The organism is Streptomyces sp. GL_148 (assembly GCF_057834205.1).
Genome location: NZ_CM174396.1, coordinates 785138 through 799333 on the forward strand (window position 1 = coordinate 785138; position 14196 = coordinate 799333).

Annotated in this window: 12 protein-coding genes; 2 read left to right on the forward strand and 10 right to left on the reverse strand. The window is 72.9% G+C overall.

Annotated features, from left to right (window positions below; all coding sequences use genetic code 11):
- Positions 1-53 precede the first annotated feature (53 nt).
- The 9 genes from AC3IYI_RS03510 to AC3IYI_RS03550 form a co-directional block, all read right to left on the reverse strand.
- Complete coding sequence (locus tag AC3IYI_RS03510) at positions 54-554, reverse strand: hypothetical protein (RefSeq protein ID WP_489408802.1); 501 nt, start codon at positions 552-554, stop codon at positions 54-56.
- A 420-nt stretch (positions 555-974) separates the two neighbouring features.
- Entirely contained in the window at positions 975-3692 is a 2718-nt protein-coding gene (locus AC3IYI_RS03515) for an ATP-binding protein (protein ID WP_489408803.1), read from the reverse strand.
- Between the two features lie 124 nt (positions 3693-3816).
- Positions 3817-4233: an ACT domain-containing protein gene (locus tag AC3IYI_RS03520; RefSeq protein ID WP_489408804.1), complete on the reverse strand. Its 417-nt coding sequence runs from the start codon at positions 4231-4233 to the stop codon at positions 3817-3819.
- Positions 4234-4285: 52 nt separating this feature from the next.
- Positions 4286-4756 carry a hypothetical protein gene (locus AC3IYI_RS03525; protein WP_489408805.1) on the reverse strand — a complete coding sequence of 157 codons (471 nt, stop codon included), beginning with the start codon at positions 4754-4756 and terminating at the stop codon, positions 4286-4288.
- A 180-nt stretch (positions 4757-4936) separates the two neighbouring features.
- A complete protein-coding gene (locus AC3IYI_RS03530) occupies positions 4937-5164 on the reverse strand; it encodes a DUF397 domain-containing protein (RefSeq protein ID WP_489411868.1) in 228 nt (75 codons plus the stop codon).
- Between the two features lie 142 nt (positions 5165-5306).
- A complete protein-coding gene (locus AC3IYI_RS03535) occupies positions 5307-6482 on the reverse strand; it encodes a thiolase domain-containing protein (RefSeq protein WP_489367368.1) in 1176 nt (391 codons plus the stop codon).
- Positions 6479-7537: a thiolase domain-containing protein gene (locus AC3IYI_RS03540; RefSeq protein ID WP_489408806.1), complete on the reverse strand. Its 1059-nt coding sequence runs from the start codon at positions 7535-7537 to the stop codon at positions 6479-6481. The genes AC3IYI_RS03535 and AC3IYI_RS03540 overlap by 4 nt, the downstream gene beginning before the upstream one ends.
- Positions 7537-8499 carry a Zn-ribbon domain-containing OB-fold protein gene (locus AC3IYI_RS03545; RefSeq protein ID WP_489408807.1) on the reverse strand — a complete coding sequence of 321 codons (963 nt, stop codon included), beginning with the start codon at positions 8497-8499 and terminating at the stop codon, positions 7537-7539. Before AC3IYI_RS03545 ends, AC3IYI_RS03540 begins: the two co-directional genes overlap by 1 nt.
- A 395-nt stretch (positions 8500-8894) precedes the next feature.
- Positions 8895-9695 (reverse strand): crotonase/enoyl-CoA hydratase family protein, encoded by an 801-nt coding sequence (locus AC3IYI_RS03550; protein ID WP_489408808.1) that lies wholly within the window; start codon positions 9693-9695, stop codon positions 8895-8897.
- A gap of 174 nt (positions 9696-9869) precedes the next feature.
- Here AC3IYI_RS03550 and AC3IYI_RS03555 point away from each other — a divergent pair, with 174 nt between their 5' ends.
- Positions 9870-11525, forward strand: a complete 1656-nt coding sequence (locus AC3IYI_RS03555; RefSeq protein WP_489408809.1) for an acyl-CoA synthetase — start codon at positions 9870-9872, stop codon at positions 11523-11525.
- 112 nt (positions 11526-11637) lie between these two features.
- Here AC3IYI_RS03555 and AC3IYI_RS03560 read toward each other — a convergent pair whose 3' ends face one another.
- Positions 11638-12528: an alpha/beta fold hydrolase gene (locus AC3IYI_RS03560; RefSeq protein ID WP_489408810.1), complete on the reverse strand. Its 891-nt coding sequence runs from the start codon at positions 12526-12528 to the stop codon at positions 11638-11640.
- A 108-nt stretch (positions 12529-12636) separates the two neighbouring features.
- Here AC3IYI_RS03560 and paaK point away from each other — a divergent pair, with 108 nt between their 5' ends.
- Positions 12637-13956: a phenylacetate--CoA ligase PaaK gene (gene paaK / locus AC3IYI_RS03565; RefSeq protein WP_489408811.1), complete on the forward strand. Its 1320-nt coding sequence runs from the start codon at positions 12637-12639 to the stop codon at positions 13954-13956.
- The last annotated feature ends 240 nt before the right edge of the window (positions 13957-14196 follow it).

Consider the following 14196-nt stretch of genomic DNA (forward strand, 5'->3'; position numbering starts at 1 on the left):
CCGCCGGGGCCTGCCCGCTAGCCCTGGCCTGCCCGCTAGCCCTGGCCTGCTCGCTAGCCCTGCTGGAAGAGCTCGGCCGGGAGCGGCTTCAGCAGCGCGTAGAGATCGTCCGTGATCGGCCGGTCCCAGCTCGCGATGGTGACCAGCACGTTGTCACTGCGGTCGAACTGCACGCAGCTGATCCGGCCCTCGGAGAGCTTGACCTTCCGGACGATGAGGAGGTTGTCGCCCTGCATGACGGGGCAGTCCTCGGCACCGGTGACCTCGACGTCCTCGTCGTTCTCGAGGGCGTCGAGGAGCTGGGCCACCTCGAAGGGGACCTGGCCCTCGGAGAGGTCGCGCGCGGGGGAACCCTCGGGGAGGTTTCCGATGATCATTGCGGGGCCGCGACCGCCGAACAGGTCGTAGCGGAGGAAGACACCCTGGCAGCTGCCGTCGGGCGCGGGCAGCAGCCCGGCCCCGAGATTGCCCGGCCAGTCCCCCGGGTCCATGGCCAGGACGTCGAAGTCCGGGCCGGCGGGTGTGGCGGCGCGGTGGCGGCGGAGGAAGGACATGCCGCCATGGTACGTGCCCCGTCGCGTTTCCCGGCCCTGCACCCCCGACCCGGGGCCCCGGCCCCGCCCCGGCTGCGGCTGTGCCGCTGCGCGGCCCGAAGTCCCCGCAGCACCCCTCGCCGCTGCGCGGGGCAGAGTCCCCGCAGCACCCTTGCCGCTGCGCGGGGCAGAGTCCCCTACCCGCCCTTCCACCGTTCCCCGGGCTGCGCCCGGACCCCCTGGGGCTCCGCCCCAGACCCCGCGCCTCAAACGCCGGCGAGGCTAATTTTGGCTGACGCCGGCGAAATCCCAGCCCCTCCGGCGTTTGAGGAGCGGGGTCCGGGGCGGAGCCCCGGGGAACGGGCGAAGGGTGGGTAGGGGACCTCGCCCCGCAGGGCCCGTCCCTGTCCCGGCGAGCCCATCAGCTCACCGGGCCCCCGGTCAGTGCACCGGGGCCGAGCCGGAGTCGGGCACGGGGGGCACGGGGAGGCACGGGAAGGTGCCGCCGCGGGCGAGCAGCGCGTCCGTGGCGCTGGCCGCCAGGCCATCCGCCCCGCAGGCGCGGGCCGCCGCCACCGCCCGGAGCAAGAGCTCCGCATCCCCCCGCTCCTCCCCCAGCGCGGCCAGCGCGAGCGCCAGCTCGTAGGCCGCCGGCGAAGCCGAAAGGACCTCCACCGCCTCCTCCAGGAGGGCCGGGCGGTCCTGCGGCGAAGCCACCTCCGCGGCCACCCGCAGGGCCTGGCCGATGCCGGACGCGGCCCCGAAGGCGCGGGCCCGGCGTACCGCCTCCGCGGCCAGCTCCCGCGCACGCGCCGGGTCCTCCGCGGACACCGCACGGGCCAGGTGGAGCCGCCACGGGCACCAGGACGGGTTCTGGATGCCCCTGGGGGTCAGCCGCCGGTCCACCGCCTCCAGCTCCTCCGCCGCGGCCTTCGCCTGGCCGCGGGCCAGCAGCAGTTCCGCGTAGACCGTCTGGGAGTCCGGGAAGACGACCGCCGACGGGAAGGGCTCCCCGTACTCGTGCTCGCGGACCAGGTCCCAGGCCTCGTCCACCCGGCCCCGCGCCAGCAGCGTGGTGATGAGGATCGCGATGGAGTACCAGTGCACCGGCGTACGCCGCCCGACGCGCTCGGCGAGCCGCAGTCCGGCCCGCGCCAGCTCCTCCGCTTCGGCCAGCCGCCCCCGGCGGTAGCGGATGTAGGCGTGCAGGCTGTAGGCGAAGGACAGGTGCGCCCCGCGCCAGCCCTGGCGCTCGAACTCGGCGGTGCCCGCCTCGAACAGTTCCTCCGCCCGCGCCGGCCGGTCGGCGTACATGTGCACCATCGCGACGAGCACCGGGACCTCGAAGCCCCGGTCCGCGTACGCCCAGCTGAACTCGGTTTCCAGGACCCGCCCGGCGTGGTGGAGGACCACGTCGACCGGCTCCCCGCGCAGGCAGGCGTCCCAGGCGCGCAGCCCGATGACGTACCGCTCGGTGAGGTCCCGCCCGCTCAGCCGGTCCGCGAGCTTCGCGAGCCGCCGGGAACGCGCCGGGGAGTCGGTCTCGGCGGCGTTGAAGGCGTCCCACATGAACTGCTCGGACTGCAGGCGCAGCCGGCCGCGTACGTCCTGGGTGTGCGGGATCTCGCGCGCGAGGCATTCCGAGGCCTCGGCGAGCCGGTCGCTGTGCGAGAGGACCTGGGCCAGCCGGATCACGATGCCCTGGCGCAGCGCCGGGTCCTCGAAGGGCTCCGCGAGAGCGGCGCGCAGGTGGTTGACGGTGTTGGCGGGCTCGGTGAGCAGGGAGGCGCAGCCCAGTTCGTACAGGACGGCCGCCCGCTCGTCGAAGTCCGGGGGTTCGCGCAGGGCCCGTGCGAGCTGGCGGCGGGCGGCTTCGGGGGCGCCGGCCCGGAGGTTCTCGCCGGCGGCCTCGCGCAGGGTGCGCACCACCCAGGGGTCGTTCTCGGGATGGGTCTCCAGCAGGTGCCGGGCCGCGGCGGAGGGCCCGAGTCCCGCGTCGACCACGGCTGCGGCGGCCTTCCCGTGCAGGGCGACGCGCAGGGCGTCGGGGATCGCGCGGTATATGGCGGTGGCGATCAGGGGGTGGACGAACTCCAGCCCGGCTGCTCCCTCGGCGGCTGCCTCTTCGGCGGCGGCCGACAGGATGCGGGCGTCGCGCAGCCGCCCGGTGGCGTCGACGGCTTCCTCGGTGCCGAGTCCGGCGACGCGGGCGGCGAGTTCCCGGGGGATGTCGGTGCCGAGGACCGCGCAGGCCCAGGCGAAGCGGACGGTGGAGGAGCCGAGGCTGTGCAGGCGGGCGACGAGGCCGCTGCCGCGCTGGGCGGCGGCGAGGTCGCGCAGCAGCGGGGCGCTGGCTTCGACGGGGGCGAGGCCCTTGTCCCGGACCTTGGCGGTGAGCTCGACGGCTTCGAAGGGGTTGCCGGTGGTGACGGCCCAGGCCTCGCGGCAGAACGCCTCGTCGGCGTGTTCTCCGACGGCTTCCCGGACCAGGCCGGAGACGGCCTCCGCGGTGAGCGGTGCGAGGCTCAGCGGGCGGTGTCCCGCGCGGCCGGGCAGCGTACGGAAGGCCTCGGCGTGCGCGGGCAGTTCGTCGGGGCGGTAGGCGACGACGAGGAGGAGCGGGAGGTGTTCGGCGCGCGGGGCGAAGGCGGCGAGCCAGGAGAGGGATTCGGGGTCGGCCCAGTGGGCGTCGTCCAGGACGAGGGCGACCGGGGCGCGCTGCACGACGAGGTGGGTGAGGACCCAGTCCAGTCCGTCGCGCAGGCCCTGGGGGTCGGGCGGGGCGCCCTGTTCGGCCGCGCAGAGGCCGAGGGCGGGGCCGACGATGGAGTACCAGCTGCCGAGGGCCTCGCGCAGTTCCGCGTCGGAGGTGCCGGCCAGTTGGGGCTGGATGAGCTGGCGGGCGACGTGGAAGGGCTGGCTCTGCTCCTGTTCGCCGCCGCGGGCCGCGAGGACGGTGCAGGCCTTGGTGTGGGCGCGGCGGCGGACTTCGCCGAGGAGCGTGGTCTTGCCGAGACCTGCGGGTCCGGAGAAGGCCAGCAGGGCTCCGCCAGCGTCGGGGCCCGGGTCGGTGAGCTGGTCCAGGGCTTCATCGACGGCGGTGAGCTCCGTGTCGCGTTCGAACATCGTGCGCCGTTTGCGGGTCCGACGTTCCGTCATGGCTGGTACCCCCCAGGCCTGTTCGGGGGTTCAGCGTACGCCCGCGCACGCGCACGGGAAGCCCGGTGCGACAAATAGAGCTGATCTTCTTCCGGGGGGCGCCGCCCTGTGCTTCCTCTGCGGCTCAGTCCTGTGCGGAGCGGTCCGCGAGCGCTTCCAGGACGGCCACGGCCTCGGTGGCCCGGGCGGCGTCCACGAAGAGGTGGTCGTGGTGGTAGCCGGCGATGACGTTGCAGCTCAGGCCGTGTGCCGCGAGTTCGGTGGCGAAGGCGGCGGTGAGGCCGACGGCGTCGAGGGAGGAGTGGACGCGCAGGGTGATCCAGCCCGCGGTGTACGTGTACGGGAGTCCGGCCTCGTCCGCGTCCTCCTGGCTCAGCACGAGGGTGAGGCCCTCGGGTTCCAGGACGGAGGCGACGGGGGTGAGGCCGGCCAGGGCTTCCGGGTCGGTGTCGCCGGGGATGGTGCAGAACACGTACAGCCCGTCGTTCAGTTCGGGCCGCATTCCGCTCAGCAGCTTCCGCAGGTCGTTTTCTCCACTCATGCCCCCACCGTACCGGTCATCCCGTTATGACCGGTACGGCGCCACCGCCGGGTCAGTCGCCCTCGTAGAGCCGCCGGTGCCACCACGCGCGCGTACGGCCGCTCCAGTCGGCCCACTCCCCGGCGGGCGGGAGCGGGTGCGGGAGCGTGCGACGGCGGAACTGCGCGTCCAGGTCCCGCAGCACGCGGCCCAGCGCGGTGCGGGCGACCGGTGGCAGGGACCGGTACAGGTCGCCCAGGTCGTCCCGGACGACGGCGACGTCGTCGCGTGCGCAGCCGGGGCAGGCGGGGCACTCGGAGGGGACGAGGAGCAGAGGGATGCCGGGACCGCTCAGGAAGGTCCGGTACCGGTTCAGCAGGTCCACGATCTCGTAGGCCCGTCCGGGCCGGGCCCAGTGCGCGGCAGCGGCCGCGTCGGGCGACAGCCGGTCCACGGGCGGAAGTTCCCGTGCCCAGGCGGGCGGCCGCCGGTCCTCGTACGTTCCTCGTTCGGCGCGCAGCGCGCCGGGCCGTCTACGCGGCATCGGCCTTTCGGCGGGTGATCGTCATGGCGGCCATGGTGCCGGGACCCTCCGGGTCGGGCAAGGCAATTACCGACGCGGCGCTGGCGAGTTGCGCCACAGGCGGGCCCGGCGGCCACCGGGGCGGCGGCTCCGCGCCCCGGTGGTGCGCCGCGTACCCGTACCGACGCCGGCTGAGACGACCTACGTGAGGTCGAACTCCCCGCCCTGCGCGTTCAGGACGAACTTGCGCCACTCGTCCGGCGCGAAGATCAGCGAGGGGCTTTCGGGGCGGTCGCCGTTGCGCATCGCGATGAACCCCTCCACGAAGGCGATCTGGACGTCACCCGCCCCCCGGCTGCTCGACTGCCAGTCCGCCTCGGTCAGATCGAGGTCCGGCTTTCCCCAGCCGGCCGGCGCCTTCGAAGTCATGCTCTCTGCCACGTGCGTGCTCCTCCCGGTACTCCCGGTTCGTCGTCCGGGGGCCAGGTTAGCCATCGCACGCCGTGCCGCACAGGCCACGGTGCGTCACTTGTGGCCGGTGCGGCACTTCCACCCGGAATCCCGTTTCCGTTCAGGAGGCCGGCGGCTGCGCTCCCACCAGCCACATCGCGAAGAACTGCGCCCCGCCGCCGTACGCGTGCCCCATCGCCCGCCGGGCGTCCGGGACTTGGTGCTCGCCCGCCTGACCGCGCACCTGAAGGGCCGCTTCCGCGAAGCGGATCATGCCGGAGGCGCCGATGGGGTTGGTGGACAGCACGCCGCCCGACGGGTTGACGGGAAGGTCCCCGTCGAGCTCCGTGACTCCGGCCTCGGTGAGCTTCCAGCCTTCGCCCTCGTCGGCGAAGCCGAGGTTCTCCAGCCACATCGGCTCGTACCAGGAGAACGGCACGTACATCTCCACGGCGTCGATCTCCCGGCGCGGATCGGTGATCCCCGCCTGCCGGTAGACGTCGGCCGCGCAGTCCTTGCCCGCCTGCGGGGACACGAAGTCCTTCCCCGCGAAGAGGGTCGGCTCGCTGCGCATCGCCCCGCCGTGCACCCAGGCCGGCGGCTTCGGCGAACGGGCCGCGCCCGCCCGGTCGGTGAGGATCATCGCGCACGCGCCGTCGGAGGACGGGCAGGTTTCGGAGTACCGGATCGGGTCCCACAGCATCGGCGAGGCCTGGACCTTCTCCAGGGTGATGTCGTGCTCGTGCAGGTGCGCGTACGGGTTCTTCAGCGCGTTGCGGCGGTCCTTGTACGCGACGAGCGAGCCCACCGTGTCGGGGGCGCCGGTGCGCCGCATGTACGCGCGCACGTGCGGGGCGAAGAACCCGCCGGCCCCGGCCAGCAGCGGCTGCTGGAAGGGGACGGGCAGCGAGAGCCCCCACATGGCGTTGGACTCGGACTGCTTCTCGAAGGCGAGGGTCAGCACCGTGCGGTGGACCCGGGCGGCGACCAGGTTGGAGGCGACCAGCGCCGTGGAGCCGCCCACCGAACCGGCCGTGTGCACGCGGAGCATGGGCTTGCCGACCGCGCCGAGGGCGTCCGCGAGGTACAGCTCCGGCATCATGACGCCCTCGAAGAAGTCGGGGGCCTTGCCGATGACGACCGCGTCGATGTCCGCCCAGGTCAGCTCGGCGTCCGCGAGCGCCCGCGCGGCGGCTTCCCGTACCAGTCCCGCGATGGAGACGTCGTGGCGGGCGGCCACGTGCTTGGTCTGGCCGATGCCGACGATGGCCACCGGCTCCTTGCCCGTCGTGCTCATGCTCGGTCCCCTTCCAGGACGGCGACCAGGTTCTGCTGGAGGCAGGGGCCGGAGGTGGCGTGCGCGACGGCCCGGTCGGACTCGCCGCGGTGGATGCGGGCGGCCGCCTCGCCGATCCGGATCAGGCCGGCGGCCATGACCGGGTTGGCGGCGAGCGCTCCGCCGGAGGGGTTGACGGCGACGTCCCCGCCGAGCCCGAGGGCCTTGCGCAGCACGACCTCCTGGGAGGAGAAGGGCGCGTGCAGTTCGGCGGTGTCCACCGGGGCCTCGAACACGCCCGCGTGCTCGGCGGCGATCCGCGTCGACGGGGAGTCGGTGAGGTCGCGCAGCCCGAGGCTGTGGGCCTCGATGCGGTGGTCGATGCCGGTGATCCAGGCGGGCCGCTCGCACAACCGGCGGGCCACGTCCCCGGCGGCCAGGATGACGGCGGCCGCGCCGTCGCCGATGGGCGGGCAGTCGCCGGTGCGCAGCGGGGCGACCTGGTACTCGCCCTGCGCGACGGCTCCGGTGAGCTGGGCGTGCGGGTTGGCTCCCGCGCAGGCCCGGCTGCGGGCGCCGATCGCGGCGAGCCCGGCTTCGTCGGTCTCCCCCGCGTCGATGAGCGCCTGGGCCTGGAGCGCGGCCAGGGCCACCGAGTCGGGCCAGAGCGGGGCCACGTAGTACGGGTCGAGCTGGCGGGTCAGTACGTCACGCAGCGACCCCGGGGAGGACTTCCCGTACGAGTAGACGAGCGCGGTGTCGGCCTCGCCGGTCTGGATCTTGACCCAGGCCTCGTAGAGGGCCCAGGCGCCGTCCATTTCGACGTGCGATTCGGAGATGGGCGGCCAGGCGCCGACTCCGTCGAGGGTCATGGTGAAGGAGAAGGCCCGGCCGGCGAGGTAGTCGCTGGAACCGGAGCAGGTGAAGCCGATCTCGCCCGCCTTCAGTCCGGTGGCGGCCAGCACTTGGTGCAGGACCGGCATGACCATTTCGACTTCGCTGACCTCGTCGGTCCGGCGCAGGTGGTCGCTCTGTGCGAAGGCGACCACCGCGACCTCACGGGCGTATCGGGCCATCAGATGAGCTCCTTGTACACGTCGTAGTCCGCGTCCGGCTCTCCGGTGGGGCGGTAGTGGTCGGGGTAGCGCCCGCCCTCGGTCCAGACCGGTTCGACCCGTAGCCCCATCCGCACCTGGTCGTACGGGATTCCGCCGATCCGGCCGTGGAGGGCGAGGCCGGCGCCGTCCAGGGCGATGTGGGCGTAGACGTACGGCACTTCGATATCAAGATTCTTGGCCTTGATGTTGACGATGCAGTAAGTGGTGACGGTGCCGGCCGGCCCGACCTCGACCCGGTCGGTCGTCGCCACCCCGCAGGTGGGGCAGGCGCCGCGCGGGGGCACGTACACCTTGTGGCAGGAGGGGCAGCGCTCGCCGATGGTCTTCTGCTCGGAGAGCCCGGCGATGTACGCGGTCTGCGCGCGGCCGGGGCTGTACGAGTAGTCCAGGCGGGCCTCGGCGACGATCCCGGTGACGGCGTCGGTGAACTCCCCGCTGTGCGGGGTCGCGTGCGCCTCCGGCTCCCCGCCCTCGGCGGGCTCGAAGCAGGCGATGTCGGTAATGGCCCCGGTCCGCTCCGCGGCCCACCGCACGCGGACCCGCATGCCGGTGGCGACGGCCTCGGGTCCGGGGGCGTCGAGGGCGTGCAGGAGGGCGGTGTCGGCGCCGTCGAGGCGGACGAGCACCCAGGCGAAGGGCGTGGCGAGGGGCTGGTTCGGTCGCGGCGACCCGTTCCAGGCCCAGGTGGTGACCGTCCCGGTGGCGCCGACCTCGACCAGGTCGCGGATCTCCTCGGCGGTGACGGGGTCGTACTCGACGGGCGGCACCATCACCTTGCCGTCGGCGGTCGTGACCCCGAGGACGACCCCTTCGCGCAGCCCGGTGAGGAAGGCGCTCTGCACGGGGCCGAGGGAGCGGGTGAAGGGGAACTCGACGACGAGGGGTGCGCGAAGGATCTCGGGTGGCGACGCGGCTGTCATGGGTGGGTCTCCGATGTGTGGGGTTCCAAGAACGTGTGGGCCGAAGCCGGGCGTCAGCCCTGCACCGTCAGGCGTCGGCCCGGTGGCGCCGGACATCCGTCCGGCGCCGCCGGGTGCATGTCCGGTGCCACCGGGCTTACGTCCGGTGGCGCCGGGGACTGCGTCCGTTCCGCTGGGCACATCCGGTCCCGCCGGGCGTACATCCAGCCCCTCCGGCGTTTGAGGAGCGGGGTCCGGGGCGGAGCCCCGAAATCCAGCCCCGCCGGCGTTTGAGGCGCGGGGGTCCGGGGGCCGGCCCCCGGCAACGGCGCCGCACCCGTGCCCCGGCCCGGACCGGCCCGGCACCACCGGAGCACCGGCACGGACACCTGCACAGACGGGCGCAGCCCAGACGGCTACTCCCGCCGATACACCGCGGGCCGCTTCTCCGCGAAGGCCCGCGCCCCCTCCTTGGCGTCGGCCGTGTCGAAGACCGGCCATCCCCGGAGGAGTTCGGAGGCCAGCCCCTGTGTCTCCGTCATCTCGGCCGTCTCGTAGACGGATGCCTTCACCGCCTCCACCGCCAGCGGCCCGCACGCGTTGATCCGCTCCGCGATCTCCAGCGCCGCGGCCAGCGCCGTCCCGTCCGGCACCACCCGCCCGATGAGCCCGATCCGCGCCGCCTCCTCGGCCGCGTACGGCCGCCCGGTCAGCAGCATCTCCAGCGCGTGCGTCCGCGGGATCTGCCGCGGGAGCCGTACCGTCGATCCGCCGATCGGGAAGAGCCCGCGCTTGACCTCGAACAGCCCGAAGGTGGCTCCCTCGCCCGCGACCCGGATGTCGGTCCCCTGGAGGATCTCCGTCCCGCCGGCCACGCAGTAGCCCTCGACCGCCGCGATGACGGGCTTGCGCGGCCGGTGGTGGCGCAGCATCGCCTTCCAGTGCAGGTCGGGGTCGGCCTTGAGCCGGTCCCGGTACTGGTCGCCCGCCATGCCCTTGCCGGCCAGCGCCTTCAGGTCCATGCCGGCGCAGAAGTCCCCGCCGGCCCCCGTCAGCACCACCGAGCGGATCGCGTCGTCCGCGTCGGCCTCCAGCCAGCCGTCGTACAGCCCCACCAGCAGCGGCAGCGAGAGCGCGTTCTTCGCCTCGGGCCTGTTCATGGTGAGCACCAGCGTGGCTCCGTGGCGTTCCACGGTCAGGTGTTCTGTCCCACCCATTGCCGTCCTCCCGTCTCAAGACCTAGAACAGGTTGCAGGAGGGGCGGGTGCAGTTCAATAGTTTTCTGACACCCAGTCAGATTTCTTGGACGGTCCCCTTCCCTGTTGGGGTTGGCGACGCTCTAATGACCGCCGAGCAGACCAGCCATGGGATTTTCTGGGTCAGGAGGACCGGTGGAGTACAACATTGCCGACCTGTTCGAGTCGGTCGTGGACGTGGTCCCGGACCGCGAGGCCCTCGTGTACGTGGACCACCCCGGGACCGGCGCCGAGCGCCGCCTCACGTACGCGGAGCTGGACGCGGCGGCGAACCGCATCGCGCACCATCTGCTGGACAGCGGCCTGAAGGCCGGTGAGCACCTGGGCCTGCACCTCTACAACGGCATCGAGTACCTCCAGACCGTCCTCGCCTGCCTGAAGGCCCGTCTGGTACCGGTGAACGTGAACTACCGGTACGTGGAGGAGGAGCTCGTCTACCTCTACAACGACGCCGATCTCGCCGCGCTCGTCTTCGAGGGCGAGTTCACCGAACGGGTCGCGGCGGCCCTCCCGCAGACGACGAAGCTCCGTCACCTGATCCGCGTCGGGCCGACCCCGCAGGGCGCCCCGGAGCCTTCGATCGCGCCGGTCGCGTACGCCGACGCGGAGGCGGCCGGCTCGCCGGAGCGCGGATTCCCGCCCCGCTCCCCCGACGACCTGTTCATCATCTACACCGGCGGCACGACCGGCATGCCCAAGGGCGTCATGTGGCGCGCCGAGGACCTCTTCTTCGCGGGCCTCTTCGGCGGCGAACCGACCGGCGAACCGGTGAAGCGGCCCGAGGAACTGGCCGAGCGGGTCGCGTCGAAGGGAGCCGGGCTCACCTTCTTCCCCGCGCCCCCGCTGATGCACGGCACGTCCACGCTGACGTCCTTCATCGCCTTCAACTACGGGCAGCGGGTGGTCATCCACCGCAAGTACGCGCCCGAGGAGGTGCTGCGCACGATCGAGAAGGAGAAGGTCTCCAGCGTCTCGCTGGTGGGCGACGCCATGCTGCGGCCGCTCATCGACGCCCTCAACGGGCCGCTGAAGGGCACCGACCTGTCCTCCCTCTTCAGCGTCTCCTCCTCCGGCGCGATCATGTCGGAGACGGTGCGCGCCGAGTTCCAGGCGCTCGTGCCGAACGTGATGCTCCTGAACAACTTCGGCTCGTCCGAGTCCGGCTCGAACGGCCGCGCGACGAACGACTCCAGTCCCGAGAAGGGGTTCCGGCTGGAGGTCAACGAGCGTACGCAGGTCGTCGACCCGGTCACCCACGAGCCGGTGCCGGTCGGCGAACCGGGACGGCTCGCGCAGCGCGGGTACGTACCGCTGGGCTACTACAACGACCCCGTCAAGACCGCCGAAACCTTCTTCCAGAAGGGATCCGAGCGGTGGGTGCTGCTCGGTGACATGGCGACCGTGGACGAGCAGGGCATCGTCACCGTCCTCGGCCGCGGCTCCCAGTGCATCAACACGGGCGGCGAGAAGGTGTACCCGGAGGAGGTCGAGCAGGCGCTGAAGTCCCACCCGGACGTCTACGACGCGCTGGTCGCCGGGGTCCCGGACCCGAAGTGGGGCAGCCACGTCGCCGCGGTCGTCGAGATCCGGGCAGGCGCGGCCGAGCCGACGCTGGACGACATCCAGGCCCACTGCCGCACCAAGCTGGCGGGCTACAAGATCCCGCGCCAGCTCGTCATCGCCCCCGCCATCCAGCGCTCGCCGAGCGGCAAGGCGGACTACCGGTGGGCGAAGTCGGTGGCCACGGACGCGGACGCGGGGCCGGGCCCGGGCTCGAGTACGGCGGGCTGACCTTTCGTACGTGCACGCTTGCGGGCCGGACCCTGTGGGTTCCGGCCCGTTCGTGCGTACAGGCGGGCGGGCCAGCGGGCAGGCAGACCACGTACCGTCGGGCGGCCGCCGCTCAGGCTCCGGTGGACAGGAACCGCTCGACCCGCGCCGCGAACCACGGTGCGTCGTCCAGCCACGGGAAGTGCCCGCCGCCCCGCTGGACGTCGACGACACCCCGCACGAAGAGCTGCGCCAGCCGGGCGGCGAGGGCCGGGGAGGGATTGGAGTCCAGCTCCCCGGCGAGGACCAGCGCCTCTCCGGTGAAGCGGCCCAGCGCGGCCCGGGTGGCGGGCGGGTCGAAGGCGCCCGGGCCGGCGAAGGCGGCGGAGGCTTCGGCGTTCTTCTGGACCGGGCTCAGTGCCGCATGGGCGCGCGCCGTCTGGTCCCAGCGCCCGTAGGCGAGCGGCATCGCCGCCGCCCAGTCGGCCTCGTCGGGGACCCCTCCGGCGGCCAGGGTGGCCAGCGCCCGCTCGTAAGCCGCGATGGCCGTGTCGTAGGGCTCGCCGCCGCCTCTCCGGCGGACGTCCGCGAGGCGGGTTTCCGGGGACTCCGCGAGGTCCACCGCCCAGCCGGTCGGCGTGATCAGGGCCATCCGGCGCACCCGCCGCGGGTGCGCCGCCGCATAGAGCAGGGCCAGGTTGCCGGACGCGGAGTGGGCGAGCAGGTCGACGCCGTCCAGGCCGAGGTGGATGCGCAGCGCCTCCACGTCGGCCACCTGGTGGTCGACCCGGTACGTCGAGGCATCGGCCGGGACCACAGAGTCCCCGGTGCCGCGCAGGTCGAGCAGGATCAGCCGGCGCCCTGCGGACAGTCCGCCGAGGTCGCCCAGGTAGGCGGAGGCGCGCATGGCGCCGCCGGGGAGGCAGATGAGCGGCTCACCTTCGCCCTGGACGTGATACGCGAGTTCGGTTCCGTCATAGGTGGTGAAGGTAAAGGTGCAGGTGGAGGGCATGGAGGTCGACATGGACGCAATCTCAGCAGACGATCACTCGTTCGAGTAATTGATTTGGGCGCCGAGGTCCGGCAATCTACCGAATGATCGGTCGGTTGACTCGGACAAGGGGTGGGCGGCATGGGTACGTACACGCAGGGCCACGACGGCGGTGCGGACGAGGGCGAGCGGATGGGCCGGGACGAGCTGGCGGCGCTCCAGTTGACCCGGCTGCGGGCGACCTTGCGCCGGGCGTACGACCGGGTGCCCTTCTACCGGCAGGCCTTCGACAAGGCCGGTCTGCATCCCGAAGACTGCCGCTCCCTCTCCGATCTCGCCCTGTTCCCCTTCACCACGAAGTCCGATCTGCGCGACCAGTACCCCTTCGGCATGTTCGCCGTGCCGCGCTCCGAGGTCCGCCGCATCCATGCGTCGAGCGGCACCACGGGCCGCCCGACCGTCGTCGGGTACACGGACGGCGACCTGTCCACCTGGGCGGACGTCGTCGCCCGCTCGATCCGCGCGGCGGGCGGAAGGCCCGGCCAGATCGTCCACATCGCCTACGGGTACGGCCTGTTCACCGGCGGCCTGGGCGCCCACTACGGCGCGGAGCGCCTGGGCTGTACGGTCGTCCCCGCCTCGGGCGGGATGACGGACCGCCAGGTCCGGCTGATCGAGGACTTCCGGCCGGAGGTCATCATGGTGACCCCCTCCTACATGCTGACCCTGCTCGACGAGATGGAGCGCCAGGGCATCGATCCCCGCGCCACCTCCCTTCGTACGGGGATCTTCGGCGCCGAGCCCTGGACGCAGGAGATGCGCCGCGAGATCGAGGAGCGTCTGAACATCGACGCGGTGGACATATACGGGCTCTCGGAGGTGATGGGCCCGGGTGTCGCCTCGGAATTCGCCGAGACCAAAGACGGCCTTCACATATGGGAGGACCACTTCTATCCGGAGGTGGTCGACCCGCTGACGGGCGCCGTGCTGCCGGAGGGCGAGCCGGGAGAGCTGGTCTTCACCTCGCTGACCAAGGAGGCGATGCCCGTCGTCCGCTACCGCACCCGGGACCTGACCCGGCTGCTGCCCGGCACCGTCCGGCCGGCCTTCCGCCGGATGGAGAAGATCACCGGCCGCAGCGACGACATGATCATCCTGCGCGGGGTGAACCTCTACCCCACACAGATCGAGGAAGTGATCCTGCGGACCCCGGCCCTGGCTCCGCACTTCCAGCTCCAGCTGACCCGGCAGGGGCGGCTGGACGCCCTGACGGTGCGGGTGGAGGCACGCCGCGAGAGCGACGCCGGCCAGCGGGAGGCCGCGGCGGCTTCGGTGGTGCGGGCCGTCAAGGAGGGGATCGGCGTCTCGGTCGCGGTGGAGGTGGTGGATCCGGAGACCCTGGAGCGGTCGGTCGGCAAGATCAAGCGGCTGGTGGACCTCAGGGAGGCGGACCGAGCCTGAGCCCGAGCCCGAGGTCGTCTCTTTCGGATCTTGCCGGTCAGGCCCGCGTCGTCCGGTGCCGTGCCTCGGCGCGCTGCCGGGGCTCCCGCGTACTGGACGTACTCGGGTGCCCCGGCAGTGCGGCGAGGTGCGGTGCCGGGCGGCGCGGGCCCGGCAAGATCCGAAAGAGACGGCCTAAGTGCACACGGGACGGACGCGCGCCGCCGCCGGAGGGCCGGACCGCCGCCTGATCCACCCCTT

What these genes read in the sequence shown, in the direction of transcription:
- AC3IYI_RS03550 (WP_489408808.1), bottom strand. Translation starts at nt 9,695, where the DNA reads ATGGGTGGGACAGAACACCTGACCGTGGAACGCCACGGAGCCACGCTG.
- AC3IYI_RS03520 (WP_489408804.1), bottom strand. Translation starts at nt 4,233, where the DNA reads ATGAGTGGAGAAAACGACCTGCGGAAGCTGCTGAGCGGAATGCGGCCC.
- AC3IYI_RS03530 (WP_489411868.1), bottom strand. Translation starts at nt 5,164, where the DNA reads ATGACTTCGAAGGCGCCGGCCGGCTGGGGAAAGCCGGACCTCGATCTG.
- AC3IYI_RS03535 (WP_489367368.1), bottom strand. Translation starts at nt 6,482, where the DNA reads ATGAGCACGACGGGCAAGGAGCCGGTGGCCATCGTCGGCATCGGCCAG.
- AC3IYI_RS03515 (WP_489408803.1), bottom strand. Translation starts at nt 3,692, where the DNA reads ATGACGGAACGTCGGACCCGCAAACGGCGCACGATGTTCGAACGCGAC.
- AC3IYI_RS03560 (WP_489408810.1), bottom strand. Translation starts at nt 12,528, where the DNA reads ATGTCGACCTCCATGCCCTCCACCTGCACCTTTACCTTCACCACCTAT.
- AC3IYI_RS03525 (WP_489408805.1), bottom strand. Translation starts at nt 4,756, where the DNA reads ATGCCGCGTAGACGGCCCGGCGCGCTGCGCGCCGAACGAGGAACGTAC.
- paaK (WP_489408811.1), top strand. Translation starts at nt 12,637, where the DNA reads ATGGGTACGTACACGCAGGGCCACGACGGCGGTGCGGACGAGGGCGAG.
- AC3IYI_RS03540 (WP_489408806.1), bottom strand. Translation starts at nt 7,537, where the DNA reads ATGGCCCGATACGCCCGTGAGGTCGCGGTGGTCGCCTTCGCACAGAGC.
- AC3IYI_RS03545 (WP_489408807.1), bottom strand. Translation starts at nt 8,499, where the DNA reads ATGACAGCCGCGTCGCCACCCGAGATCCTTCGCGCACCCCTCGTCGTC.
- AC3IYI_RS03510 (WP_489408802.1), bottom strand. Translation starts at nt 554, where the DNA reads ATGTCCTTCCTCCGCCGCCACCGCGCCGCCACACCCGCCGGCCCGGAC.